At 66.1% G+C, this 24,676-nt stretch carries 19 protein-coding genes and 1 tRNA gene; 11 read left to right on the forward strand and 9 right to left on the reverse strand.

The window, feature by feature from the left end; genetic code table 11:
- Window positions 1–72 precede the first annotated feature (72 nt).
- A complete protein-coding gene (locus OSH10_RS01295) occupies window positions 73–993 on the forward strand; it encodes a diacylglycerol kinase family protein (RefSeq protein ID WP_266329645.1) in 921 nt (306 codons plus the stop codon).
- Window positions 994–1,081: 88 nt separating this feature from the next.
- Here OSH10_RS01295 and OSH10_RS01300 read toward each other — a convergent pair whose 3' ends face one another.
- Window positions 1,082–1,801 (reverse strand): SIMPL domain-containing protein, encoded by a 720-nt coding sequence (locus OSH10_RS01300; protein WP_266329646.1) that lies wholly within the window; start codon window positions 1,799–1,801, stop codon window positions 1,082–1,084.
- Between the two features lie 130 nt (window positions 1,802–1,931).
- On the opposite strand from OSH10_RS01300, the gene OSH10_RS01305 reads away from it, so the two are divergent.
- Both OSH10_RS01305 and OSH10_RS01310 read left to right on the forward strand, forming a co-directional pair.
- Window positions 1,932–3,203, forward strand: a complete 1,272-nt coding sequence (locus OSH10_RS01305) for an NAD(P)/FAD-dependent oxidoreductase (RefSeq protein WP_266329647.1) — start codon at window positions 1,932–1,934, stop codon at window positions 3,201–3,203.
- Window positions 3,204–3,373: 170 nt separating this feature from the next.
- Window positions 3,374–3,449 (forward strand) — tRNA-Ile (locus OSH10_RS01310).
- 323 nt (window positions 3,450–3,772) lie between these two features.
- Here the strand turns inward: OSH10_RS01310 and OSH10_RS01315 are convergent.
- Window positions 3,773–7,393, reverse strand: coding sequence for a serine hydrolase (locus OSH10_RS01315; RefSeq protein WP_266329648.1), 3,621 nt, complete (start codon window positions 7,391–7,393; stop codon window positions 3,773–3,775).
- A 46-nt stretch (window positions 7,394–7,439) separates the two neighbouring features.
- The gene (locus OSH10_RS01320; RefSeq protein WP_266329649.1) at window positions 7,440–8,999 is read right to left on the reverse strand and encodes a serine hydrolase; all 1,560 of its coding nucleotides are present in this window, start codon (window positions 8,997–8,999) and stop codon (window positions 7,440–7,442) included.
- Between the two features lie 359 nt (window positions 9,000–9,358).
- Here OSH10_RS01320 and OSH10_RS01325 point away from each other — a divergent pair, with 359 nt between their 5' ends.
- Window positions 9,359–10,975: a winged helix-turn-helix domain-containing protein gene (locus tag OSH10_RS01325; protein WP_266329651.1), complete on the forward strand. Its 1,617-nt coding sequence runs from the start codon at window positions 9,359–9,361 to the stop codon at window positions 10,973–10,975.
- A gap of 141 nt (window positions 10,976–11,116) precedes the next feature.
- Here the strand turns inward: OSH10_RS01325 and OSH10_RS01330 are convergent, their stop codons facing one another.
- Window positions 11,117–12,580 carry an MFS transporter gene (locus tag OSH10_RS01330; RefSeq protein ID WP_266329652.1) on the reverse strand — a complete coding sequence of 488 codons (1,464 nt, stop codon included), beginning with the start codon at window positions 12,578–12,580 and terminating at the stop codon, window positions 11,117–11,119.
- 67 nt (window positions 12,581–12,647) lie between these two features.
- Between OSH10_RS01330 and OSH10_RS01335 the strand changes: the two genes are divergently transcribed.
- Window positions 12,648–13,097, forward strand: a complete 450-nt coding sequence (locus OSH10_RS01335) for a helix-turn-helix domain-containing protein (RefSeq protein ID WP_266329653.1) — start codon at window positions 12,648–12,650, stop codon at window positions 13,095–13,097.
- Between the two features lie 220 nt (window positions 13,098–13,317).
- On the opposite strand, the gene OSH10_RS01340 is transcribed toward OSH10_RS01335, so the two are convergent.
- Window positions 13,318–14,406 carry a sensor histidine kinase gene (locus tag OSH10_RS01340; RefSeq protein ID WP_266329654.1) on the reverse strand — a complete coding sequence of 363 codons (1,089 nt, stop codon included), beginning with the start codon at window positions 14,404–14,406 and terminating at the stop codon, window positions 13,318–13,320.
- A 313-nt stretch (window positions 14,407–14,719) separates the two neighbouring features.
- On the opposite strand from OSH10_RS01340, the gene OSH10_RS01345 reads away from it, so the two are divergent.
- Together OSH10_RS01345 and OSH10_RS01350 are read left to right on the forward strand one after the other, a co-directional pair.
- Window positions 14,720–14,980 (forward strand): DUF2171 domain-containing protein, encoded by a 261-nt coding sequence (locus OSH10_RS01345; RefSeq protein WP_266329655.1) that lies wholly within the window; start codon window positions 14,720–14,722, stop codon window positions 14,978–14,980.
- A 158-nt stretch (window positions 14,981–15,138) separates the two neighbouring features.
- A complete protein-coding gene (locus OSH10_RS01350) occupies window positions 15,139–15,411 on the forward strand; it encodes a hypothetical protein (protein ID WP_266329657.1) in 273 nt (90 codons plus the stop codon).
- Between the two features lie 129 nt (window positions 15,412–15,540).
- On the opposite strand, the gene OSH10_RS01355 is transcribed toward OSH10_RS01350, so the two are convergent.
- The 4 genes from OSH10_RS01355 to OSH10_RS01370 form a co-directional block, all read right to left on the reverse strand.
- A complete protein-coding gene (locus OSH10_RS01355; RefSeq protein ID WP_266329659.1) occupies window positions 15,541–15,729 on the reverse strand; it encodes a hypothetical protein in 189 nt (62 codons plus the stop codon).
- Window positions 15,730–15,839: 110 nt separating this feature from the next.
- Window positions 15,840–17,357 carry a glycerol-3-phosphate dehydrogenase gene (gene glpD / locus OSH10_RS01360; protein ID WP_266330355.1) on the reverse strand — a complete coding sequence of 506 codons (1,518 nt, stop codon included), beginning with the start codon at window positions 17,355–17,357 and terminating at the stop codon, window positions 15,840–15,842.
- A gap of 242 nt (window positions 17,358–17,599) precedes the next feature.
- Window positions 17,600–18,382: a DeoR/GlpR family DNA-binding transcription regulator gene (locus tag OSH10_RS01365; protein WP_266329660.1), complete on the reverse strand. Its 783-nt coding sequence runs from the start codon at window positions 18,380–18,382 to the stop codon at window positions 17,600–17,602.
- A gap of 66 nt (window positions 18,383–18,448) precedes the next feature.
- Window positions 18,449–19,291, reverse strand: a complete 843-nt coding sequence (locus OSH10_RS01370) for a sugar phosphate isomerase/epimerase family protein (RefSeq protein WP_266329661.1) — start codon at window positions 19,289–19,291, stop codon at window positions 18,449–18,451.
- Between the two features lie 202 nt (window positions 19,292–19,493).
- On the opposite strand from OSH10_RS01370, the gene dnaG reads away from it, so the two are divergent.
- The 4 genes from dnaG (at window position 19,494) to OSH10_RS01390 (ending at window position 24,598) form a co-directional block, all read left to right on the forward strand.
- The gene (gene dnaG / locus OSH10_RS01375; protein ID WP_266329662.1) at window positions 19,494–21,434 is read left to right on the forward strand and encodes a DNA primase; all 1,941 of its coding nucleotides are present in this window, start codon (window positions 19,494–19,496) and stop codon (window positions 21,432–21,434) included.
- 173 nt (window positions 21,435–21,607) lie between these two features.
- Complete coding sequence (rpoD, locus tag OSH10_RS01380; RefSeq protein ID WP_266329663.1) at window positions 21,608–23,605, forward strand: RNA polymerase sigma factor RpoD; 1,998 nt, start codon at window positions 21,608–21,610, stop codon at window positions 23,603–23,605.
- A gap of 75 nt (window positions 23,606–23,680) precedes the next feature.
- The gene (locus OSH10_RS01385) at window positions 23,681–24,271 is read left to right on the forward strand and encodes a Uma2 family endonuclease (protein ID WP_266329664.1); all 591 of its coding nucleotides are present in this window, start codon (window positions 23,681–23,683) and stop codon (window positions 24,269–24,271) included.
- Between the two features lie 36 nt (window positions 24,272–24,307).
- Window positions 24,308–24,598 (forward strand): HlyU family transcriptional regulator, encoded by a 291-nt coding sequence (locus OSH10_RS01390; RefSeq protein WP_266329665.1) that lies wholly within the window; start codon window positions 24,308–24,310, stop codon window positions 24,596–24,598.
- Window positions 24,599–24,676 lie beyond the last annotated feature (78 nt).

The following is a 24,676-nucleotide window of genomic DNA, read 5'->3' on the forward strand; positions in this document are numbered from 1 at the left end:
ACGGATCGTTCCGGGACGGCTTGCGTTGCCCCGTCGGCGTCGCCACCTTGAGGCGTCGCGGGGGAGCCCATCGTGGTCGATACCATCGTTATCCTGAATGCCAAGGCCGGGACGATCCACGATCTGGATCCGGCCGAAATCCGCGCGACCGTGGAACGGGCCTTCGCCGATCGCGGCCATTCGGCGGAGGTGGTCCTCGCGGAAGGCGACGCCTTCATGCGGGCGATCGACAGCGCCGCGCAATCCGGACCACAGACCGTCGTGGTCGGCGGCGGCGACGGCTCGGTCGGGCATGCCATCCGCAAGATCGCCGGCACCGAGCGCACGCTTGGCGTCCTGCCGCTCGGCACGATGAACCTGTTCGCCAAGAGCCTCGGCATGCCGACGGATCTCGATGCCGCGCTGCTGGCGCTGGCCGGCGCCACGCCGAGCCGGATCGATCTTTCCGCCGTCAACGGCCGGCTGTTCCATTCGCTCGCCGGGCTCGGCTTCTTCGCCGAGGTGGCGCGTGGCCGGGCGCAGTTCCGGGGCCTGAGCCTGCCCTTCGGCCGCTTCATCGCCGTGGCGCGCTCGTCGTTCCGGGCGTTCACCCGCGCCGGCATCCTGCAATTGAACCTGGAGACGCCGCAGGGCGAGCGCGAGATCGCCGCCTATGCGCTGCTGGTCACCAACAACCGGCTCTCCACCGGCGGCTTCGATCGTCCCCGGCTCGACGAGGGCGTGATCGAGATCCATTTCGCCGAAGGCGCGGAAATGGCCAGCCGGATGCAGGCGGGGCTGGACCTCCTGTCCGGACGCTGGCGCGACAATCCGGAAATCAACTCGCTGGCCGTCAGCCATGCCACGATCACCAGCCACCGCTCCCGCGTCTGGCTTTCGATCGACGGCGAACTGATGCGGATGCAGACGCCGCTGGTGTTCGAGAGCCTGCCCGGGGCGATCTCGGTGCTCGCGCCGGCCGCGGCGGCCAGGGTCGTCGAGGATGTCGCCTAGCGTGCAGAAAGGCGGCGGCCTCTCCTCAAGGGAAAGGCCGCCGGTTCGTCAGGCGCCAGATATCAGCGCCGGGTATCAGCGCCAGGCGTCAGCGCGGGGCGATCTGGTAGACGATCGTCGCATTGGCGGTGATCTGCTGCTCGCCACCCATCACCGGGGTCGAGGCATCGGCCTTCATCGCCATCTGCGCGCGGAAGATCGGCACGCCGCCGCCATCGCTGGTCTGGATCGACTGGATCTCGCCGAGCTTGACGCCCGCCGCTTCCGCCATCAGCTCGGCGCGGCGGCGCGCTTCGGTGATCGCCGCCTTCATCGCCGCGTCGCGCAGCGAGGTCGCCTTGTCGATGTCGAAATCGATGCCGGTGACGCGGTTGGCGCCGGCCGAGACGACCTTGTCGAGCAGCGGGCCGGACTGGGCGAGATCGCGGATCTTGACCGTCACCTGGTTCTGCACGCGATAGCCCGTGACCTGCGCCTGGCCGTTCGGGTCCTTGGACGGATCGGAATAGACCGGATTAACCGAAAGACCGCTGGTGGCGATGTCCTGGGTAGCGATGCCGGCGCCGGTGATCGCCGCGATCACGGCGGTCATGTCGGTGGCGTTGGCGGCGAGCGCATCCTTGGCGGTCGGCGATTCCGAAACGACGCCGAGCGTCACGATGGCGATGTCGGGCGCGGCGGTGGCGCTGCCATCGGCAAAGACGGTGAGCGTCGGCGGCTGCGGCGCGGACTGTGCGAGGGCCGGCGCCGCGAACACCGCAAGCAGGGTAGAAGCCAGGATGGCGGTCCGGAAATGAATGGTACGCATGGTCGCGGTTTCCCTTCGTCTCGATTGGCAGGCACTACGATAGGTTGTTGAATAGATTGGCATTGCGACGGGACTGCGACCACCCGTTGGCGAGATGGTGATCGTCACCAGGGCAAAAGGGACGGACGGAATGACCGAGCCTTCGAACCGGATCGTCGTGATTGGAGCCGGCTTTGGCGGGCTGGAGACGGCCATGCGCCTCGGTGGCAGCGCCGCCCGCGTGACGGTCGTCGACCAGCGCAACCACCATCTGTTCCAGCCACTGCTCTATCAGGTGGCGACGGCACTGCTCTCGACCTCCGAGATCGCCTGGCCGATCCGCCACCTGCTGCGCCGTCACAAGAACATCGAGGTGGTGCTCGGCAAGGTGGTCGGCGTCGACCGGCAGGCGAGGACCGTCCGGCTCGAGGATGGCGCCACCCTGCCCTTCGACCAGCTGGTGATCGCCACCGGCGCCCGCCACGCCTATTTCGGCCATGACGAGTGGGAGCCTTTCGCGCCGGGCCTGAAGACGCTGGAAGACGCCACGACGCTGCGCCGGCGGATCCTGACGGCGTTCGAGCGGGCCGAGCGCGAAGCCGACCCGGCGCGCCGTGCCGCCTGGCTCACCTTCGTCATCGTGGGTGGCGGCCCGACGGGCGTCGAACTCGCCGGCACGATTGCCGAACTCGCGCATAACACGCTGCCGGGCGATTTCCGCAATTTCGATCCGGCCAGCGCCCGCGTGCTGCTGGTCGAGGCCGGTCCGCGCGTGCTGGCGGCGTTCCGGCCCGAACTCTCCGACTATGCCGCCAGGGCGCTCGAAAAACTCGGCGTCGAGGTGCGGACCGGGCATCCGGTCTCCGGCATGGCGGCCGGCGAGGTGTCGATCGGCGACACGGTCCTTGCGGCCGAGACGGTGATCTGGGCCGCCGGCGTGCAGGCCTCGCCCGCCGCGACCTGGCTCGGCGTGCCGCCGGCCGATCGTGCCGGCCGGGTCAGGGTCGAGCCCGATCTGAGCCTTCCCGGCGATCCCGACATCTTCGTCATCGGCGACACGGCGATGGTGATGTCGGAGGGCAAGCCGGTGCCTGGCGTGGCGCCCGCCGCCAAGCAACAGGGGCGTCATGTCGGCGGGACGCTGCTGGCGCGGCTCGCCGGCAACCGGACGCCGCGTCCGTTCCGCTATCGCGACCAGGGCAACCTCGCCACCATCGGCCGCAAGGCGGCGGTGGTCGATTTCGGCTGGATCCGTTTCAAGGGCGGCTTCGCCTGGTGGATGTGGGGCCTTGCCCACATCTTCTTCCTAATCGGCGTGCGAAACCGCCTCGCGGTCGCGCTGTCCTGGCTGTGGATCCACACCACCGGCAGCCGCAGCGCCCGCCTGATCACCCAGCGCGATCCGCTGGCAGGGGACGACTGAGCCGCAGTGGAACCTGCGGTTAGCCTGGGTCCGGAGCCCCGGCCGCGCCGGCCCCATGCCGCCTTCGCGGGCGCGGCGGCCGTGCCTGTCAAGCGGACGCTCGCCTGTGAAAGCGCACCATGCGTTCCGGGTCGACAAGCCAGGCCAAAGGCGATACGGAAAGCCCTCGGGGGCCTATAGCTCAATGGTTAGAGCCGACCGCTCATAACGGTCTGGTTCCAGGTTCGAGTCCTGGTGGGCCCACCAACTCCCCCCTCTTGTATCGACCGCGAGCGCCCGGAATGGCCACGACGACTCGGGGCATCTAGGTGAATTTTCCAGGCAACTGGCGACCTGTGATGGTGAGGGTAGACTGCGCCGGCGACCGAACTCGTCGTTCACACCTTCGTCCGGACGGGAAATCCGATTCGCGACGTGTCTCACCTCCCGACAGCAACGTCCGGCGTTCTGGCTGTTCCCCCCGGAAAAGTGGAGGTCCACCTGCGGGAGCCTCCGCGCGCCAAGGCGGGCTAGTCGACCGGCGGCGAACCGGATCCGCCGGCCGCGGAAGCGGATCGCCTTGAGGCTTCCTACCAGCTCACGTTGAAGCCAATCCGCCCTCCGACCGCCTGTCCCTGCTCGCCATCCACCCGCGCAGCATAGTCACCGGATACGAAAAGGCTGACGGTCTCGGAAATGGCCATCGAGGCGTCGAGGTCGAGCTGGACCGATGTGCCGCCCAAACCTGAGTCGAAGGACGCGGCATTGGCGCCGGACAGGTCGGCGAATGTGACCTCCGTGCCATCTCCAAAAGCGTTCCACAGGCTGGCCCGTGCCGAGCCGGTGAACCGGGTGCCGTTTTCCAGCCGCCACGCACGACTGACGCGGGCGCCGATTCCACCGAGGACATCATTGGTTGCGTCGTACTGAACCGAGCCGAAGCGGTCCGCGCCATCATCGAAGGACAGGCGCTGATAAACGAGCTGGGCCTGCGGCTCGATCGCCCAGCCGCCGCCAAGGTCGAACCGGTAGCCCGACTCCACCGACGCGGTCAGGCCTAAACCGTCCGAACGCAGTTCCTCGCCAAGAACCGAGCTCGCACTCCCCTCCGTGAAGAAGGTGCCTTGAAGCACCGTATCGATATAGAGGCCGCTTGCCTGCGCATGCGTCCAGTACGCGCCGAGGGAGTAGGCGTCCATCGACACCTTGCCGGCCGCGCCGCCATAGACCGCATCGACATTGCCGCGCGCCTGACCGCTGCCGACATAGAAGCCGATGGTGTTCTGCACCGCCTCGCCAGGGTTCGAGGTCACAAGGTCGTAGCCGGCCTGGAAGCCGGCCAGATCGATATCGTAGCTGGGGCCATTGTTCAGGAAGCGGTTCAGCTGTGTCGCCGCGTTTCCGCCACTGGAACCCTGACTGCCCGTCTCGCCGAACAGACGAGCCCAGGCGGCATTGGCTTGCCCGCCCGGCTGGGTCGATCGTGCGGCCGCGCGTTCGGAATGGGTGCCGAGGATCGCCATGCTGTAGTGCGAAGCGATGGCGGGAAGCGCGGTGTCGACGGCCACTTCCGGCCGCAGGTTCGGCAACGCGCCGGGTCCGGTGTCGCCTCCCTGGGTCGATCGTAGAAACCAGTCGTCGGTCCCTGACGCGCCGCCGCGATAGAGACCGTACTCATAGGCGCCGACAGCAACGCGACGCCCCAGCGCGAAGGCATCGGGGTCGGTCTGGCCGCCATGGATGGCATGGATCAGGCCGATGCCATCGCCTGTGGTCAGGGCCACGGCACCGAGCGGTTGCACGATGATGCCGGTCTGACCCGTGGCCGTTCCGCCGTCGATGATGAGCTGGTCGCCTGCGCCTTCGCCGACGAAGGCGGCGTTCATGACGAGCGTGCCGTCGACGCCCTGATAGCTTCCAACCTCGAGGCTCTGGAAGACGGCCGGCGACGAACCCACAGGCTGCGCGAACGCGATTGTGCTGTGGCTGTTTACCAGTTCGTCGACCCTCGAGCTGACCGCCACTCCGGCAGCGGGAAGCACCCAGTGGCTGCCGTTCTGGAGCGAGAGGTCGATGACGGCATCGCTGGAGCGGGTCATGGCGCCGATCACCTGCGAATTGGAAGCGGTGAACTTGAGGTCGGTGCCGGCCGCCACCACCGCCATGCCGCTCGCCGCGGCAAGCGTGCTGTCGGTTACCGAGAGGGTGGCGGTGCGGCTCGTCGTTGCGCCCTCGACCGGGACGGCGGCCACCGCTGCCGCAGTCACGCCATGGGCGAGCACGCTCGTTCCGCTCAGATCGACCCGGGCGCCCTCGCCAAGCACAACCGCGTGGGCGTCAGCGCCATAGGTCGCCACCGAGCTGTCCTTGAGGTCGACCGTCGCGCCGTCACCCTGCGCGAGGATGCCGAAACTGCCCGCCGCGTGGGTCTCGACGTCAAGGCGCGTACCGAGCAGCTTCGCCGTTCCGTCCCCACCGGAAGCATGCAGGCCGCTGCCGGCGCCGTTCAGACGGATCGAGCTGTCCGTGAGTTGCACCGTCCCGTTCGGCTCGACCCACGCGCCGCCGCCGCTGGTGAGATCGATGGCGACCCCATCGCCGTCGATCGTGGCCGGCGCGCCGCCGCCCGCATGCAGGCCGGCGAGCGCGCTACCGGTGATTTTCACACGGGTCAGCATGGCCTCGCCGTTGTCGCGCACGTCGACGCCGGTGCCGCTGACCTCATCGCCGTTCAACACGATGTTCACGTCGGCAAGGGCGAGCGATGCGGTGCCGGTCTCGGCACGCAGGAAAGCGCCATCACCGCCCAGCGAAGCGGCGATGTCGCCACCCAGGCCCAGTTCCACGCGTCCGCTGCTGCCGATGAAGATGGCAGGCACATAGTCCTGCAGCGGCGCGAGCGTGACGCGGCCGTCCGCGATGGCCGATCCGCCATTGGCCGCGTAGACGGCAGCGCGCGCGCCGAACGGCCCGCTGACCAGCCCGGTCCAGACCGTACCCGCTCCCACGACCTCGTTGGTGCTATCCGCGTCCACCTGGATCTGGCCGGCGGGGCCGTTCCAGTCGAGAATGGCCAGCAATTCCTTGAACAGATGCGCCGGTGCGTCGGGGTCGTCGGGATTGCTGGCGTTGAGGAGGATGGTGATCGTGCGGTCGTTCGCCCGGTCATACATGACCAGCACCTCGAAGCCGAGGCCGTTGCCCGTGTGGCCGATGAAGCCGGAAATCTCGCCCATTCCGAAGCCGTAGCTGTCATATTCCGGGCTTAGCGGATCAGGCTCGCTGGAGCCGAATGACTTCAGCCGTTCGACGAAGTCGCGCTTGCTGAGCAGTTCGCCGCTTCCGACCGCCTTGCCCCAGCGCTCGGCATCGTCGATCAAGCCGACCAGCGCGCCCGAGGCGCCCGTGCCGCTGGCGTTGAACTCGGCCAGCGATATCGGGCCGTTGCCGTCGTCGAGGTCGATATACCCGACCGCGTTGGGTTCCGGCATCGTGCCGGCGCCCTGGTTGATCACCGAGTTCAGCCCGAGCGGTTCCGTCAGGCGCTGGCGCACTTCTTCCGACCAGTCATTTCCCGTCGCCGCCGCGATGACCTCGCCGAGCAGCACGGTGTTGGTGTTGGAATATTCGTAAGAGGCGCCGGGCGCGAACTCGACCGGCTCGGCGAATGCGAAGGCGAGCAATTCAGCCGCCGTCCACGCCTTGCCCGGATCGTCGCCGAACTGCTCGCCGAAAGCGGCCGTCGCGGTATAGTTGACCAGGCCCGATCGCATCTCCGCGAGCTGGCGGATCGTGATCACGTCGCCATTGGGCACGCCGTCCACATAATTTCCGACCGGATCGTCCAGTCCGATGCGCCCCTCTTCCGCCAGTTGCAGGATGACCGTGGTCACGAACGACTTGGTGACGCTGCGAAAGCCGAAATAGGTGTCCGCCGTGGGTGCCGCGCCGTTGGCGACATCCGCGACGCCGGAGTTCGACGTCCAGCGCACGTCGCCCTGCCGGATGGCGACCGAGGCGCCCGGGATGCGCTTGTCGATCAGGGCCTGATCGATGGCAGCCTGAAGCTCGGACGCGGTCGTCGAATTGTCCCACGGCATACTGGCGGGAAGGCCCTGGGCGAGCGCGATCGTGCCATGGGTGGAGAGCATCAGAAAGGCGGCAAGCAGCGAGAGCCGCCGCGTCTTCCTCCAAGCAAGAATGTCGTTCAACGCCCGTCCCCCATGACTTTGTCACCATTGGCCCACCCCGCGCGGGTCACTCCCGCGCGAACGTGCCCAGTCCGTTCTGGTTGAGATGTTCGATGGTCACGGCACCGAAGCTCGCCGCGTCCTTATGGAAGGTGGCGAGGGAGATGGAGCCGTCGGTCTCGTTCTCGCTGGACGGTTCAAACGTGAAGGCGTCGCCGTCCCAATGCTCCAACGTGTATTGCGTCGCAGCCGGACCGAGCCGTACCGCCAGCCCCTCTCCGCTCCGGACGATTTTGAGGGTGCCGTAATAGTCGCTGCGGTAGGTGCCGACATAATCGGCAAGCCTGGCGGCGGGCGCCGGGTTCCCTGGCCGTTCCTTCCCAGCGAGGCTGCCCGCTGGCCGGTTCACCGCCGTCAGCCTTGGGCCGTAGGCCGCCAGCCAGTCCCGCTCGATCTCGCCGAACTGCACGAGATCGGTGAATTCCGCGGCCAGCGCTTCGGGGGCTCCGAGGGGCCACGCATTGGTGAGCACGACGATGCCCACGCCTGCCGAGGGAAGCAGGGTGAAGGCGGTGGCCGCGCCACTAGAGAAGGCGCCGGAATGGGAGAGCTGGACCCGCCCTGCGGGGTTGATGCTCACATTGAAGCCGTAGCCATAGAAACCGGGCCGGGCAGAGACGGCCGGCGAAGGGCTGGAGATCATCTCGGCCGAGATCGTCGGCAGCAACGCCTGGGGGTCGATGACCAGCTTGCCCGCATAGGTGCCGCCCTGCAGCACCATCGCCATCCAGCGCGCGATGTCGTTCACCGAGGAACTGACGCCTCCTGCCGGCGCCTGCGCGTCGGGCTTGCGCTGATATTTGGGCGCGAAGCTGCCATTCACCGGGACATGGTTCACGGCCTTGTTGGCGCGCTTGTCGTAATCGACGAAGCGCGAACTGGTTGAGGTCATGCCCAGCGGCTTGTAGAGCGCATCTTCGGAAAGCGTCGCCCAGTCCTTCCCGGCCGCCACCGCCACGGCTTCCGCACCAGCGGTAAAGCCGAAATTCGTGTAGGCGTAGGAGATCCGGAACGGGTCCAGCGGCAGTAGACGCAGCCGCTCCAGCACCGCGCGCCGGTCAAAGCCGATATCCTCCAGATTGTCGCCGCCATGGTCCGGCAGGCCGGAACGATGCGACATCAGATCGGCGATGGTGACGTGCTCGCTGACCCATGGGTCCTGCAGGCGGAACCACGGCAGATGTCGGATGACCGGCGTCTCCCAGCTCACCGTTCCGGCACCCACCTCGTGGGCGACGACCGTGCCGGCGATCGCCTTCGACATCGAGGCCAGCTGGAACACCGTGTCGGCGTCGACCTTGTCTGGCGCGCCCACCCTGCGGATCCCGAAACCCTTGGCGTAGACGGTCTTGCCGTCCTTCACCACCGCAACCGCCATGCCCGGAATGCCGGTCTCCTTCATCAACGCGTCGGCAAGGCCGTCGAGTCGCGCGACTGCCGCGTCGACCTGGCGGTCGGAAATCGGAACGGCGGAGATGAAAGGCGGGGGCGGAAGATTCTCGGCTCTTGCGGGCAAGGCGACGAAGATCAGGGCAGATCCGACCGCCACGAAGCTAGGTGTCTTCATCCAGGCATCCCCTGCCATGATCCAGAAAATAAGGGACTCGTCGCGCGCCAGCGCGACGGGCGTGATCGACGCCCGGTTTCGCGACGCGCGCATCGACAGCGATCGGGGCCGGCCAGGCCCGTGGCTATAGCAGGCGATTGTTTGCCTGATATTTGAAAGCGGGCCTCATTCGGAGGGCACCCCGGTCATGCGCGACACCGGCTGCCGCGGACATAGCCCGACGCCACTTCCCAAACGGAAAGTCCTGACCGGAAGGCTGTGCACCCTTACGGCATGGACCGGACGCCAGGCTTCGTCCATTCTGGCGCCCTGTGTTCGGGATGCATGCCGCGTCGACCGGCAGACTGGGGCGAGTTCGGATGAAGGGTGAGATGCCGCAACTCGGCGGATCGGCGATGGGCGATGTCGTCCTGGATGACACATGCCTGTTCGCGCATCGCAACGGGGAGCAGATCCGGTTCACGCGCAGCGAGCGCGCCCTCCTTCTCGTGCTTTCCCGGAATCCGCACCGCCTGATGCAGCGCAGTCAGTTGCTCGACGCGATCGCGCCGACCCAGGCCGATGCCTCCGACCGCAATGTCGACTTTCTCGTCAACCGCCTGCGAACCAAGCTCGGCGACAACGCAAGGTCCCCCCGATTCATCGCCACGCAATATGGCGAAGGCTATGTCTGGATCGCGACGAAGCTTCCGCCCGTCGTCCCCCGGCCCGATCCGGCGCCGATCAGCCGACTTCTCGCGATAGCCCCTGTCGTCCCATCGCATGACAAGCGCCTGGCTGACCGTGCGTCCGCCGTTACCACCCATATGCGGGCCATGATCGCAGGCCGGCTCGGCGCCGGCGAGACCGTGACCCTCCTGGGGCGTGATGACGAGGCGGCAACGCAGGCGTCGCGCTATGTCCTCAAGGTCAGCTTCCAGGACAACGGCGAGCGGCTGGATTGCACCGCCACCCTGCGCGAAGGGCCGTCACGCCGCATCATCCGGGCTTTCCGGCTCGAATTCGGCAGCGCCGCCATGGCCGGGCTCGTTCCGGAGGTGGAGCGCGCCTCGATCGGTATCATCGAGGCATTGCAGCGCAATCTGGCCGAGGCCTCGGAGGGGCTTGGCACCCCCGAGGACCAGCCGTACGAAATCCGCCAGCGCAAGGCATCGAGCCTCCTGTCCGCCTCCAACCCGAACTGGCTGGAAAAGGGGCTGCAACTGCGTGATGCGCGGACGCAGGATCCGGGCAGTGCGGATATCGCCCTGCAATGGTGCCTGCATCTGTTTGCACGCCTCGTCCTCACCAATCCCTTCATCGGCATCGGCCGCGACGAGCGCGACGAGATCGAGAGCGAGATCGAGGCGACCGTGCTGGATTGCCTGCCGCTGATCCACACCAACCCGCTGCTGATGCTGACCGCCGCCAAGCTGCTCTATTTCATCGATCGCGGCCATCTCGAGCTGGCGGAGGATCTTGCGGGCAGGGCTTTTGACCGTATGGCGGACTCGGCCGCCGCCCTGCCGGTGCTCGGGCAGTTGCGGCAGGCGCGCGGCGACTTCGCCGCTGCGGTGGCCTTCTTCGATCGCGGCCTCGATATGGCCGATCCCGATTCCGCGTTCGAACTGCACATGCGTGTCCTGAAAAACATCGCGCTGCTGGCGGCCGGCGACCGCGAGGCGCTGCAGGTGCCGGCGGAGTTCTCCTACGAAAGCCCGCATTCGCCGCCGGATCTCAGCGTGATGGTCACCGCGCTGATCACGCCGGCCGGCCAACAACTGCCGAAATCCGTCACCGATGTCCTGATCGCAGCCGGCCACGAAGGCGTGCGCAATGCGATCGAATACACCTACATGACGTCGGTGCGCCAGCTCACCTCGCTGCAGGCGCGCGCCAACATCATGCAGGGGCTCATCGGCCATTTGACCAAGCTGCATGGCAAGACTGTGGTCACGCCTTTCGTGCGTATCGGAACCGGTCTGCTCGCGGCCTAGGCACGCGCTTCGGCGCCCAATACGCGACCGACGCCTACGAAAATTCTGCTCAGGCCAATTTCTCGCTGACGTTCTGATATCGACGTCACCGAGGACAGCGAGCCGAAGGACTGGTTCCCGCCGCGCGGGGCGACGGAGAATTCATCGCCGGTCCCATGGCTGAGCTTCAGCCTGGCGGCTTTCGGCCCCGGCCCCGCGAGGCAGCCCAGCCTCCTGCGGGGGCGACCCGGCTCGTCGGCCCAGAAGCGCCAGGATGACTGCGAGCAGCGTCAGGCCCGCCGCGATCACGAATGTGGCCGTGAAGGCGTCGCCGATGGCCCGCGGAGAGGCGCTGGCAATGGCCTCCGTTCCAACCGCCGTTGCGAAAAGGGTTGCCATGACGGAGGCGCCGGTCATGAAACCGAGATTGCGGGAGAGGCCGAGCAATCCAGACACCACGCCGCGCTGTTCATCCCGGGCCGCGAGCATCACGAGGGTGTTGTTCGCGGCCAGGAACAGTTGGAAACCAGGCGTCAGGATGACCAGCGCGGCGACATAGCCGGCTATGCCGAACCACCGGGGCAGCAAGGCCAGACAGATCAGGCCAACGGCCATCTCCGCCAGACCCGCCACAAGCACGCGTGGCGCCCCGAAACGGTCGGTGAGACGACCGGCTGGAAGTCCCGCCAGCGCGGCGGTCACGGGTCCCGCCGCCAGGACAAGACCGACCAGCGCCTCGTTCAGGCCGAGGCCGAATGCCAGGAAGAACGGTCCGACAACCAGGGTCGACATCATGCCGGTGGTGACCAGCAGGTTCATCATCAGGGAGGCGCGAATGGCCCGGTTGCGCAGGATCGCCACGGGCACCAGCGGGGATGCGGATCGGGCCTCGACGACAACGAAGAGCCCGAGGGCCAGAAGCGCGGTAGGAAGGGAGAGGCCCAGCCCCCAGCCGGCACCCGCTCTCCCCCCACCGGTCGCCAGGGCATAGGCCGTGAGGGCAACGGCGAGCAGAGCGGCGCCGGGCCAGTCCATCGAGCCGCCCCGGCCGCGTGTGCCGACCGGCGGCGTCGGCATGGCAAACAGGGCCAGGCACAGGACGGGAAGCGCGATTCCAGCCAGCAGAACGAAGCCCGCCCGCCAACCGAAACCGGCCATCACCATGCCGCCAAGAGACGGGCCGAGCGCCGTTCCGATCGCAGACATCGCACCGAGCAGTCCCATTGCCGACCCGGTCCGTTCCTTGGCCACGGCCTCGCGCACGATCGAAAGCGGCAGTGCCATGAGGATCGCGCCGGCCATACCCTGGGCCGCCCGTGCCGCGATGAGTGCCGCCAGTGTCGGGGCGACCGCGCAGAGAACCGAAGCCACCGCGAACAGCAGCAGGCCGGCGATCAGCACCCTGCGACGTCCAAGCAGATCCCCGAGCCTTCCAGCCAGCACGATCGCCACGGTGGCGGCAATCAGATAGGCGAGCACCACCCATTGGACGCTCGACACCGGTGCCGAATAGACCCGGCTGAGGGTTGGAAGCGCCACCGAGGCGATGCTGACGCCCAGCGATGCCAGCAGCATGGCCGCTGCGAGCACGGGCAGGGAAAGGTCCAATCGGGGCGTGGCGGTCACGGCGGCTCTCTTGTCGTTGTTGCAAGTCGCCGCTACGCTGCCACTTCAAGTCAACTTGAGGTCAAGCATGAATCTTCTCGATATCGGCGTTCTTGCGGAGAGAAGCGGCGTGCCGGCCTCGACGCTGCGTTACTACGAGGAAATTGGACTGATTGAATCGGTCGGGCGGCGGGGGCTGCGCCGGCAGTTCGACGGCGCGGCGCTCACCCAGCTTGCCTTGATCGCGCTCGGCAAGACGGCGGGTTTTGCGCTGGAGGAGATCAGGGGGATGTTTGGCAAGGACGGTTCGCCCGATCTCCCGCGCGCGGCACTGCACCAGCGCGCCGACAAGCTCGATCTCCAGATCCGCGAGCTCACGACCCTCCGGAACGCACTCCGCCATGTCGCGGACTGCCGGGCGGCGTCCCATATGGAATGCCCGAAGTTCCGCAGGCTATTGCGTCTGGCGTCGCCCCCGCAGCGGGATCCCGCCCCTCGCCCACGACGTCTGAATCAGGGAAAAGCCGATCCTGCATGAGGATGGCTCCTGCCGATTCTGGATCGCCTGGGCCCGGATCGACGTTCGGGATCCCCAAAACAGGGTTATGTCAGATGGACAGGCGATCTCGATCCTGTGGGCCGGCGCTCATGGACTGGCGGCAATCTTCGCGCGGGGCCGGATCCCGGCCTGGTGGCTCAACCGGTGTTTACAAGCACCTGGCGCGATTGTTCCGCGTCGATCCGCCCCGGCAAAAGCTCTAGATTGCGCCGGCGGCGATCCAGTTGACCGACGCCTCGAACTCGCCGACCAGGCCCGTCGGCAGGAAGTGCAACTTCGCGTTGCCCGTGCCGGTCAAGCCTCCCTCGATCAGGCGCGAGCCGAAGCCATGACGCGTCGGCGCCGCGGCGGGCGGGCCGTCCCATTCGCGCCAGCGAAGGCGCAACAGCGCATCCTCGCCTTCGCCATGGACGGACCAGTCGATATCGACTCGCCCGTCGGGAACCGAGAAAGCGCCATGCTTGATCGCGTTGGTGGCCATTTCGTGCATCATCAGCGAGATCGAAAGAACCGCTTTCGGACCGATCTGGAAATCCGGCCCGTCGAGCCGGAGCCGGCTGGCCTCGAGGTGATGGATCAGAACGCCTTCGATGACGGCCTTCAACGGCGCCGCCTGCCAATCCTGCCTCAACAGGATTTCATGCGCCGAGCTGAGCGCGAGGAGGCGCTGGGTGAAGGCGCTCAGTGCCGCCTCGTCGGCCATGCCACGCAGAGTCTGGCGGGCGATGGCCTGCACGATCGCCTGGGTGTTCTTCATCCGGTGGCCGAGTTCGGCATTCAGGACGCGAAGCCGGTGCTCGGCCTCGACCTTGCCGGTGGTCTCGATCACCGTGTCCATGAAGCCGGCAACCTCGCCCGTCTCCCCCAGAACCGGACTGTAGGAGAACGTGAAATAGGCCTGCTCGGGATAGCCATTGCGGCTTATGACGAGCGGGAAGTCCTCGATGAACGTGGCCTCGCCGTCAAAAGCCTTGTCGGCGATCGGGCCGATCTCGGGCCAGGCTTCACTCCAGATATCGCGGAACGATCGGCCGATCGACATCGGCTTTTTGCCCAGGATTGGCGCGAAGGCATCATTGTAGATCGCGATCATCGCCTCGCCCCAGACGAGGCATTTCGGGAAACGCGATGTCAGCACCAGTCCCACGACGGTTCGCAGGGAATGAGGCCAGCCCTGCGGTTCGCCGAGCGGACTCGAGGCCCAGTCGAACGCCCGCACCTGCGCGCCCATCTCGCCGCCACCCGCCAGAAAGCGCAGGTCCGTTCGTTCGCCGGTGGCAGCTGCCAAAATGGGCCGAGCACCGTCGGCTACGCCAGCATTCGCCATGTCAGAAATCGAAACCAAACGTCACGGCGCACATGTCGAGAATCCTGGCGGCCGGCATTCGTGATTGAACGCGAGCAACGACAATACAATAGGCGTCTTCGGGCACTTGTCCAAACAGGGACTGCGGAAGGGACCGCCGCAACGCCGGTCAGTTCCCCTAAGCTCCCCTCCTTTGCCGGATCCGGCGACAGGGCGGGTGTTTTCGGCGGCGTCGCCGGTACGTGCATCCATTGGCGGACTGCCGCGTTGTTCCTGGCCAACACAGGAGAATCCAATGTCGATTGCCAGCCAGATCAAACAGCACGCGGAAGTCATCGGCGCGGACGGCGTTCATGTCGGGACGGTCGATCACGTCGAGGGCGACCGGATCAAGCTCACCCGCAACGACAGCGGCATCGGCGGCCATAAGGGCCATCACCACTATATCTCGCTTGGGCTCGTCGCCGATATCGAAGGCAACCGGGTGCGCCTGTCCGCCAATGGCGACGTAGCGGTAACCTTCGAGGAAGAGGAAAGCGGCGCATCGACCGAATAGCGCGCGCCCTGCCGAACGCAAAAGAGCCCCGCCCTCCAGCGGGGCTCTTTCTTGTCCTGGGCCGGCGGACACGGCGCCGACGACGTCGTTGTTTGGCAAGGAGGATTGCGATCCTTGCGGCGCGCGCCATCTCTTCTAGAGGAGAGAGGAGCAGGATCATGAACAGCGAAATGGTCAAGCGTGTCGCCATGGCAATCCGCGAGGCGAGCGCTGGCAATCCCGGAACGGGCGGTCTGCCGGATTGGCACAGCTATGAAAGGCAGGCCCGCGCAGCGATCGAGGCCATGCGCCACCCAACGGAAGAGATGATCTTTCGCGGCGGTCTGGTCAGCGACATGCCCTGGGATGGCCGAAAGCCCGCGCGCATCCTTGCAGCGATGGTCGATGCCGCGCTGCAGGACAATGTCGAGCAAAAGGAGAACGCTCGCTGAGCCGGCGCCCGCGGTCGAGCTGGGTTCTACAGGATGAACGTGCCGGTCCGCGCGCGGAAGCCACGGAGGTCCCGGAGCCATCCATGCTTGAGCGCGACGCAGCGTGACGTCGGGTACGGCCGCTCTGGCTCAAGCGGCGCCCTTCGGTCCCTTCTGCAACTCGGCAAGCTCGGCTTCCAGCTCGGCGAGACGGTTGCTCAACCGCTCCTCGACCGCGCCGCCTGTCTCGGCCGCGGCCTGCTCGGTCACGATGCGGATTTCCTCGCGCACCGCCGCGATCCGGCCATTGATCTCGCTGTAGTCGTTGGTATCGCTCATGGAAAATCTCCTGCGGGGCGGCGGGACGCCGGATAACGAGGGCGTCTCCCAAATCCTTCGACGCCGAGTGTGTCAGCCCGCGCCATCGCGGTCTAGCGCTATCGCCGCCCCTACTGTGCCGCCGCCGCCACCATGCGCTCCTGCAGCGCGCCGCGCATGTATGCGTCGAGCGCCGCGATCTCGGCCGCGCTCATGCGCAGCCCCAGCTTGCTCCGCCGCCAGACGATATCCTCGGCCGAGCGCGCCCACTCCTGCTCGATCAGATAATGGACCTCTGCCTGGGTCAGGCCGGCGCCGAAATTGCGGCCGAGCTCCGCTTCCTTGCGGGCGATGCCGAGAATGCTGCGCGCCCGCGTGCCGTAGTGGCGCACCAGCCGCTCGATCAGCGCGCGGTCTATCGCCGGGTAGCGTTCGACCAGCAGGGCGACCTTGGCGTCGATGCCGCCGGCAGGCAGATCGCCGCCTGGAAGAATTCCCCTCGCCGTCCAGGCCGCCCCACGCTTGCCCAGCGCCGCCTCGACATGTTCCAGCACATGCTCGGAGAGCTTGCGGAAGGTGGTGATCTTGCCGCCAAAGACATGGATGATCTTCGGCGCGTCGGGCTCGCCATCGACCTTCAGCACATATTCGCGCGTCGCTTCCTGCGCGCTGGTGGCGCCGTCGTCATAGAGCGGCCGGACGCCCGCATAGGACCAGACGATCTGCTCCCGGCGCACCGCCTGCCTGAAATACTCGCTCGCGGCCGCGCACAGATAGTCCGTCTCCTCGTCGGAGATCTCGATCTCTTCGAGGTCGCCCGTATAGTCGCGGTCGGTGGTGCCGATCAGCGTAAAATCATCTTCGTAGGGAATGGCGAAGATGATGCGGCCATCGGCGTTCTGGAAGATGTAGCAGCGGTCGTGCTCGAACAACTTCGGCACGACGATGTGGCTGCCCTGCACGAGGCGGACATGGTGACCGGCATCCGCTCCCCCCATGCCGCGCAGCACTCGGTCGACCCAGGGGCCCGCCGCATTGATCAGCAGCCGCGCCTCGACCTGCCGCGTCTCGCCGGTCAGTTCGTCCCGCAGCGTGATGCGCCAGTGATTGCCGACGCGCTCGGCGTTGGTGACCTTCGTCCGCGTATCGATGCGGGCGCCGCGTTCGGCGGCGTCGCGCGCGGTCAGCGCCACCAGACGGGCGTCGTCGACCCAGCAATCGGAATATTCGAAGCCCAGCCGATAGTCGCCCTTGAGCGGCGCGCCGGCGGGGTCGCGGGTGAGATCGATCGTCTTTGTCTTGGGCAGGCGCTTGCGGCCGCCAATATGGTCATAGAGGAACAGGCCAAGCCGCAGCAGCCAGGCCGGACGCAGGCCCTTGTGATGCGGCAGCACGAAGCGCAGCGGATGGATGATGTGCGGCGCGCTCGCCCAGAGCACCTCCCGCTCCATCAGCGATTCCCGCACCAGACGGAACTCGTAATGCTCGAGATAGCGCAGGCCGCCATGCACCAGCTTGGTCGAGCGCGACGAGGTGCCGCTCGCGAGATCGCTCATCTCGGCCAGGGCGACGGAGAAGCCGCGGCCGACCGCGTCGCGCGCAATGCCGCATCCATTCACGCCGCCACCGATGATGAAGATATCGAGCATAGCCAAGACGCATCGCCTCCCTGCTGGAATGCGGCTGCTATGCGCCCGACCCGACAAAAACGCAAATTAATTCGAACTTCTTCGCGCTAAAAACGAAAGCTCGAATGCGTACATGGGGTAGCGATAGAATGGGCCAACCCCTTGATAAGCATAACCGATCTCGCCAGATCGTGGCGCACTCGAGAGATCGCTGCCCATGCCTTGCATAGGCGAAATGCGAAAAACGAATGGGTCGAGACTGCCTAGTCTTCGGATCGGGCGGCTTCCGGCAGCGCTTCGACGAGTTCGACATCGTTGGCGGCGCAGAATTCGCGCACGCTGTCGCTCGGGCAGAAATCGGTGACGAAGGTGTGGATCTGCTTGAGACTGCCGATCCGCACCGGCGCGGTGCGCGCGAATTTGGTCGAGTCCGACGCCAGGATGACATGGCGCGTATTGGCGATGATCGCCTGCGCCACCTTCACCTCGCGAAAATCATAGTCGAGCAGCGAGCCGTCCTCGTCGATCGCCGAGGTGCCGACAATGGCGTAGTCGACCTTGAACTGGCGGATGAAGTCGATCGCCGCCTCGCCGACAATGCCGCCATCAGAACTGCGCACCACGCCGCCGACGATCACCACTTCGATCTGCGGATAGGGCCGCATGATGTGGGCGACGTTGATGTTGTTGGTGATCACCATCAGGCCCTGATGCTGCAGCAGCGCCTGCGCCACCGCCTCGGTCGTGGTGCCGATGTTGATGAACAGCGAGGCGTCATTAGGGATCAGCTTGGCGACCGCCTCGGCGATCGCCGTCTTTTCGCGTGCCGCGATCTGCGAGCGCGCCTCATAGCCGACATTCTCGATGCCCGAGGCAAGGATGGCGCCGCCATGGGTACGCGCCATCAGCTTCCGGTCGCAGAGGTCGTTCAGGTCCTTGCGGATCGTCTGCGGCGTGACGGCGAATTGTGCCGCGAGTTCGTCGACCAGCACGCGACCGCGCTGCTTGGCGATTTCGAGAATGGCGGTCTGGCGCGACGGCAGCATGCGTTCGGCTTTCGAATGTTTCGATTCAGTCGAAAAACGAAACTAGCAGCGATCCGTCCGCGCCTCCTAGCGCTTTGCCGGATTTTTGGTCCAGAGCTCGCGCGCCAGATCCTTCAAGATCAGCGCCTCGGCCCAGCGATCCGACTGATCGAAGCCGTCTGGACCGCTGATCGCATAGGGCTTCGGCCCGAGTTCGCAGGTGAAGGAAATCGTGTCGTTCGGCCCGGCGCGACGGCTCCAGCTTTCGAACAGGTAGGCCCACCAGGCGAGGAACTGGTCGAGATAGGGCTTGTGGTGCGGGAAGGATATCTCGACCTGCACCTGCTCGGGCGAGGCCACGCGGCCATGGGCCGCCCAGGAACGGTCGAGAACGCTGTGGATCTGGTCGTCCATCTCCTTCGGCACCGGCACCTCGGGAAATTCGCGCCCGACCATGAAGTGCGAGAGGTCGGCGAGCAGCTTCAGCTCCGGCATGGCGTCGAGGATATCGAGCGTCACCAGCAGGTCGTTGGTGATGCGGCCGCGATGCGTCTCGACATAGACCGGCACGTCGGAATCCTCGGCCATCCGGTTCCAGCCTTCAAGAATACGCAGGCTTTCCGCCAGGGCGCGCGGGCGGACATCCGGCTGGATGGTCAAATGATGGATGCCGTAATGGTTGGCGAGTTCGAGCGCCGGCTTCAGTGCCTCGATCGAGGTCGGAAAGCACTGGCCTTCCACCTGGATGCCGTTGTCGCTCGCCGCCTGCGCCAGAGGCGCCGCCAACTCCCTGGTAGAGAACAGGTTCGTGACGCCGTCGAAGTCGGCAGCGGCGGCTTCCGCCACCATATCGGCGAGCGGCAGGTCGCTCTCGCGTCCCTTCAGCCGCTGCATGCCCCAGAGAGATTGAAACACGAGCAGACGTTGCATGGCGGGCGCTCCGGAGAGGACAGGTCGAGGAAGGGTTTTAGCGCCGGTTGCCGAAGCCGTCGACGATCGTCGCGAGTGAAGGTCCGGTGCCCCTCGCCTGCGCCCATAAGCCGCCGCGATGAGGCGGGATAAATTGACGCTCGCCTTTGCCCTTCGACCTCCCAGGCCCTAAATTGGAGGGTCATCGCCTATCCGGGGTCCAATGCGCTTCTCGCCTTCCTTTCTCGATGAAATCCGCGCCCGCCTGCCGATCTCCTCGATCGTCGGGCAACGGGTGACATGGGACCGGCGCAAGTCGCAGCCGCAGAAGGGTGATTTCTGGGCCTGCTGCCCGTTCCATGGCGAAAAGTCGCCCTCCTTCCATGCCGAGGATCGCAAGGGCCGCTACCACTGCTTCGGCTGCGGCGAATCAGGCGATCATTTCACCTTCCTGACCAAGCTCGAAGGCCTCTCCTTCCCAGAAGCCGTCGAGCGGCTGGCGGGCGAGGCCGGGCTCTCCATGCCGGCGCGCGACGTGCACGCCGAGGCCGAGGAGCGCAAGCGCGCCTCGCTGCACGAGGTCATGGAGCTTGCCTGCCGCTTCTTCGAGGAAGGACTGCAGTCGCGCGACGGCGCCAGCGCCCGGGGCTATCTGAACGGCCGCGCGCTCGGCCCCGACATCCAGCGCCGCTTCCGCCTGGGCTATGCGCGCCAGAGCCGCAATGCGCTCAAGGAGCATCTCGCCTCGAAGGGCGTGCCACATGAGGACATGGTCGCGACCGGCCTGCTGATCTCGGGCGAGGACATCCCGGTTTCCTACGACCGGTTTCGCGATCGCGTCATGTTCCCGATCACCGATTTCCGCGGCCGCATCGTCGCCTTTGGCGGCCGCGCTCTGTCGGCGGATGCGCAGGCGAAGTACCTCAACTCGCCCGAGACCGTGCTCTTCCGCAAGGGCGACCTGCTCTATAACGGCTTCGAGGCGCGCAAGGCGGTGCAGAGCGCCGGCACGATCATCACCGTCGAGGGCTATGTCGACGTCATCGCCATGGCGACGGCCGGCTTCGGCCACACCGTCGCCCCGCTCGGCACGGCCCTGACCGAGCGCCAGCTCGACCTGCTCTGGCGGCTGACGCCGGAACCGATTCTCTGCTTCGATGGCGACAAGGCGGGCCTGCGCGCCGCCTACCGCGCCGCCGACCTGGCCCTGGCCGCCCTGAAGCCGGGCAAGACGGTGCGCTTTGCCCTGCTGCCCGAAGGCCAGGATCCGGACGATCTGATCCGTTCGGCCGGCCGCGAGGCGATGGCGCAGGTGCTGGCAGCCGCCCGCCCACTCTTCGACATGGTCTGGACGCGCGAGACGGATGGCGGGGGCTTCGACACGCCCGAGCGCCGCGCGGCGCTGGAGGCGCGGCTGCGCGACATCGCCCGCAGCGTCGCCGACGAAAGCATCCGCCATCACTACGAGCAGGCCTTTGCCGAACGGGCGCGCGAGTTTTTCGGCTATGGCCAGAAGAACGGCTTCCGCCAGCAGCGCGGCCAGGGCGACCGGCGCAACGGATCGAATGGCGGGCCAGGCGGTGCGTCGCGACCGATTCGCCAGCCCCCGCCGATCATTTCCGAGAGCCTGAAGCGTTCGACGACGCTGTCGGGCCGGGTGCAGGCGCCGCTGCGCGAAGTGGTGCTGGTCATGACCATGGCCAATCATCCGGGGCTTGTCCCCGACCTTCTGGATGAATTCGCCCAGATCGAGTTGACGAATCGCGAACTTGACTCCCTTCGCACGCAAATCCTAGAGATTGCGGCCGAGGATCCTCATATAGAAGGCGGAGGGTTACGCGACCGGCTCGTATCCGCGCGCTTTGGCGAATTGCTCGACAAACTCGACCAGCAGATCGAGCGGTGCGGCAACTGGCAGGCAAGGGCGGATGCGTCGGATCGTGACGCAGCGGATGGTTGGATGCAGGCTCTCACCTTGCACAGGAAGGCGCGAACGTTACATAAGGAACTCAAGGATGCCGAGGCGGCTCTCGCTGCCGACCCCAGCGACGCCAATTTGGCGCAGATGATCGACATCCAGAACCAAATGGCAAACAGCGATGGCACCGAGGCCCAGATCGAGGGCTTCGGATTAAGTTCGGGCCGACGACAGAAGTCGATGTAGGATCGATGCGCGGCGGCGTAAGGTTAAGCGGGCCTTAAGACAACAAAGTCTAATTGTCGGGCGACCGACGGCAAGAGGGAATCCTCCTGCCGCCTCTAGGATTTAACGGTGGTGTGCGAGCGCGACGGACGAGAACCGTCTGGCGCGAAGCCTCTGCCAAGACGGAGAACAGCATGGCGACCAAGGTTCAGGAAAACGACGAGGCGCAGGACGCGCAGGCCGAACCGCAGGACGGTCCGCTTCTCGACCTGTCGGATGCCGCCGTCAAGCGGATGATCAAGGTCGCCAAGAAGCGCGGCTTTGTGACCTATGAGGAGCTGAATTCCGTCCTCCCGTCCGAACAGGTAGGTTCGGAGCAGATCGAGGACATCCTGTCGATGCTCTCCGAAATGGGCATCAATGTGATCGAGGCCGACGAGGTCGAGGAAGCCGAGGAGCCGACGGCCGCCGACGCCGAGGAGGAAGCGGGCGAGCTTGCCGAATCGACCGGCACCGCCGTCGCGCGCGCCACGACCACCAAGGAACCGACCGATCGTACCGACGATCCCGTGCGCATGTATCTGCGCGAGATGGGATCGGTCGAACTGCTGTCGCGCGAAGGCGAAATCGCCATCGCCAAGCGCATCGAGGCCGGCCGCGAGACCATGATCGCCGGGCTCTGCGAAAGCCCCCTCACCTTCCAGGCCATCATCATCTGGAAGGAGGAGCTTGCCGAGGGCAAGATCCTGCTGCGCGACATCATCGATCTCGAAGCGACCTATGCCGGTCCCGAGGCGAAGAACGCCCCGATGGCTGGCCCGGGCGGGGTTCCGTTCAACGAGAACGCCGAGGACGAGGACGCCGAGGCGCCCGCGCCGCCGCCGCCGACGGACGACAATGACGACGAGGACGACCTCGAGAACAACATGTCGCTCGCCGCCATGGAGGCCGAGTTGAAGCCGAAGGTCGTCGAGACCTTCGACAACGTCGCCGAGAACTACAAGAAGCTGCGCCGGCTGCAGGACCAGCTGGTGGAGGGCCGCCTCAAGAACGAGACCCTCTCGCCCTCGCAGGAGCGCCGCTACAAGAAGCTGAAGGACGACCTGATCCTCGAGGTCAAGTCGCTCTCGCTCAACCAGAACCGCATCGATTCGCTGGTCGAGCAGCTCTATACGATCAACAAGAGCCTGGTCAGTTCCGAGGGCCGGCTGCTGCGCCTGGCCGAGAGCTATCGCGTCTCGCGCGAGGAGTTCCTGCGCGAATACCAGGGCTCGGAGCTGGATCCGAACTGGCTGCGTCGCGTCGCCAATCTGGGCGGCCGCGGCTGGAAGGACTTCGTCACCAACGGCAAGGACCGGATCCGCGAACTGCGCGGCGAGATCCAGAACCTCGCCACCGAGACGGGCCTGGAGATCACCGAATATCGCCGCATCGTGCACATGGTGCAGAAGGGCGAGAAGGAAGCCCGCCAGGCCAAGAAGGAAATGGTCGAGGCCAACCTTCGCCTCGTGATCTCGATCGCCAAGAAGTACACGAACCGCGGCCTGCAGTTCCTGGACCTGATCCAGGAAGGCAATATCGGCCTGATGAAGGCCGTCGATAAGTTCGAATATCGCCGCGGCTACAAGTTCTCGACCTACGCGACCTGGTGGATCCGCCAGGCGATCACCCGTTCGATCGCCGACCAGGCCCGCACCATCCGCATCCCGGTCCACATGATCGAGACGATCAACAAGATCGTCCGCACCTCGCGCCAGATGCTGCACGAGATCGGCCGCGAGCCGACACCGGAAGAGCTGGCCGAAAAGCTGGCCATGCCGCTCGAAAAGGTCCGCAAGGTCCTGAAGATCGCCAAGGAGCCGATCTCGCTCGAAACGCCGATCGGCGACGAGGAGGATTCGCATCTCGGCGACTTCATCGAAGACAAGATGGCGATCCTGCCGATCGACGCGGCGATCCAGTCGAATCTTCGCGAGACGACGACGCGGGTTCTCGCCTCGCTCACGCCGCGCGAAGAGCGCGTGCTGCGCATGCGCTTCGGCATCGGCATGAACACCGACCACACGCTGGAAGAAGTCGGCCAGCAGTTCTCGGTGACGCGCGAGCGCATTCGTCAGATCGAGGCGAAGGCGCTGCGCAAGCTCAAGCATCCGAGCCGGTCGCGCAAGCTGCGCTCGTTCCTGGACAACTGATCGCCGGGATCCGGTCCTGACCTCCTGCAAAAGGGCGGCTCGCGAGAGCGGCCCTTTTGTTTTAGGATGGCCGCCATGAACGTCCGCACCCTGATCGAAAATGCCGGCCTCCCCCGCCGTCGCTTCACGGTGAAGGAAGTCGAGCGCATGAGCGAGGTCGGGCTGCTGCGTGCGGAGGAACGGGTCGAGCTGATCGGGGGCGAGCTCATTCCGATGAATCCCAAGGGCAACCGGCACGAACTGCTGAAGGCCGCTCTGTTGAAGCGATGGTACAGGGCGACGCCCGACCATATTCTGCTCATCCCGGAAACGACCTTCCGCCTTGCGCTCGATACCTATCTCGAGCCCGACGTCGTGCTGTTCGAGCGGGCGATCGGCATAGGCCGGCTCGATGGCGATACCGCGCTGCTCGCCGTCGAGATATCCGACAGTTCGCTCGGCTTCGACCTTGGCCCGAAGGCGCTCGTCTATGCGCTTTTCGGCATTCGCGAGCTCTGGGTGATCGACGCGACCACCGGCACGATCCATGTCCACCGGGAGCCGGTCGACGGGCGCTATCAGGCGATCACGCCGTGGACGGCCGAGGACCTCGTCGTGCCCGCCTTCGCGCCGGTCGAGTTCGCACTGCGCCTCGCCGATCTCGACCTCGGCGACGGATCGGGCTAAGGCTCGGACACGGACATCAATCGAAAAGGGCAATCCATGTCGTTCCTGAAGAAGCTGTTCGGCGGCGGTGGCGGCTCGGACGCAGCCGAGCCCAAGGGCGAGGCGACCGAATACAAGGGCTACAACATCCGCCCTGCCCCCTATTCCGAGGGCGGCCAGTACAAGACCGCCGGCTTTATCGAGAAGACGATCGACGGCGTGGAGAAGTCGTACCGCTTCGTCCGCGTCGACTCGCATACGAGCCGCGACGCGGCGGCCGACTTCGCTGTCATCAAGGGCAAGCAGATCATCGACGAGCAGGGCGACCGGATCTTCGACACGAACTGATCCGCCGCGCAGGATCCTCCGGAATTCGCCGGTGCGATCCTGGAATCCAAAGACCCCGGCATGAAAAAGCCGGCCGCG

It is taken from the genome of Kaistia defluvii, from assembly GCF_026343955.1.
Lineage (GTDB): Bacteria > Pseudomonadota > Alphaproteobacteria > Rhizobiales > Kaistiaceae > Kaistia > Kaistia defluvii.

Excerpts from the sequence above, each read along its gene's own strand:
- OSH10_RS01350 (WP_266329657.1), top strand. The coding sequence starts at position 15,139 with ATGAACAGCGAAATGGTCAAGCGTGTCGCCATGGCAATCCGCGAGGCG.
- OSH10_RS01355 (WP_266329659.1), bottom strand. The coding sequence starts at position 15,729 with ATGAGCGATACCAACGACTACAGCGAGATCAATGGCCGGATCGCGGCG.
- glpD (WP_266330355.1), bottom strand. The coding sequence starts at position 17,357 with ATGCTCGATATCTTCATCATCGGTGGCGGCGTGAATGGATGCGGCATT.
- OSH10_RS01370 (WP_266329661.1), bottom strand. The coding sequence starts at position 19,291 with ATGCAACGTCTGCTCGTGTTTCAATCTCTCTGGGGCATGCAGCGGCTG.
- OSH10_RS01345 (WP_266329655.1), top strand. The coding sequence starts at position 14,720 with ATGTCGATTGCCAGCCAGATCAAACAGCACGCGGAAGTCATCGGCGCG.
- rpoD (WP_266329663.1), top strand. The coding sequence starts at position 21,608 with ATGGCGACCAAGGTTCAGGAAAACGACGAGGCGCAGGACGCGCAGGCC.
- OSH10_RS01320 (WP_266329649.1), bottom strand. The coding sequence starts at position 8,999 with ATGAAGACACCTAGCTTCGTGGCGGTCGGATCTGCCCTGATCTTCGTC.
- OSH10_RS01385 (WP_266329664.1), top strand. The coding sequence starts at position 23,681 with ATGAACGTCCGCACCCTGATCGAAAATGCCGGCCTCCCCCGCCGTCGC.
- dnaG (WP_266329662.1), top strand. The coding sequence starts at position 19,494 with ATGCGCTTCTCGCCTTCCTTTCTCGATGAAATCCGCGCCCGCCTGCCG.
- OSH10_RS01365 (WP_266329660.1), bottom strand. The coding sequence starts at position 18,382 with ATGCTGCCGTCGCGCCAGACCGCCATTCTCGAAATCGCCAAGCAGCGC.
- OSH10_RS01325 (WP_266329651.1), top strand. The coding sequence starts at position 9,359 with ATGAAGGGTGAGATGCCGCAACTCGGCGGATCGGCGATGGGCGATGTC.
- OSH10_RS01305 (WP_266329647.1), top strand. The coding sequence starts at position 1,932 with ATGACCGAGCCTTCGAACCGGATCGTCGTGATTGGAGCCGGCTTTGGC.
- OSH10_RS01335 (WP_266329653.1), top strand. The coding sequence starts at position 12,648 with ATGAATCTTCTCGATATCGGCGTTCTTGCGGAGAGAAGCGGCGTGCCG.
- OSH10_RS01300 (WP_266329646.1), bottom strand. The coding sequence starts at position 1,801 with ATGCGTACCATTCATTTCCGGACCGCCATCCTGGCTTCTACCCTGCTT.
- OSH10_RS01390 (WP_266329665.1), top strand. The coding sequence starts at position 24,308 with ATGTCGTTCCTGAAGAAGCTGTTCGGCGGCGGTGGCGGCTCGGACGCA.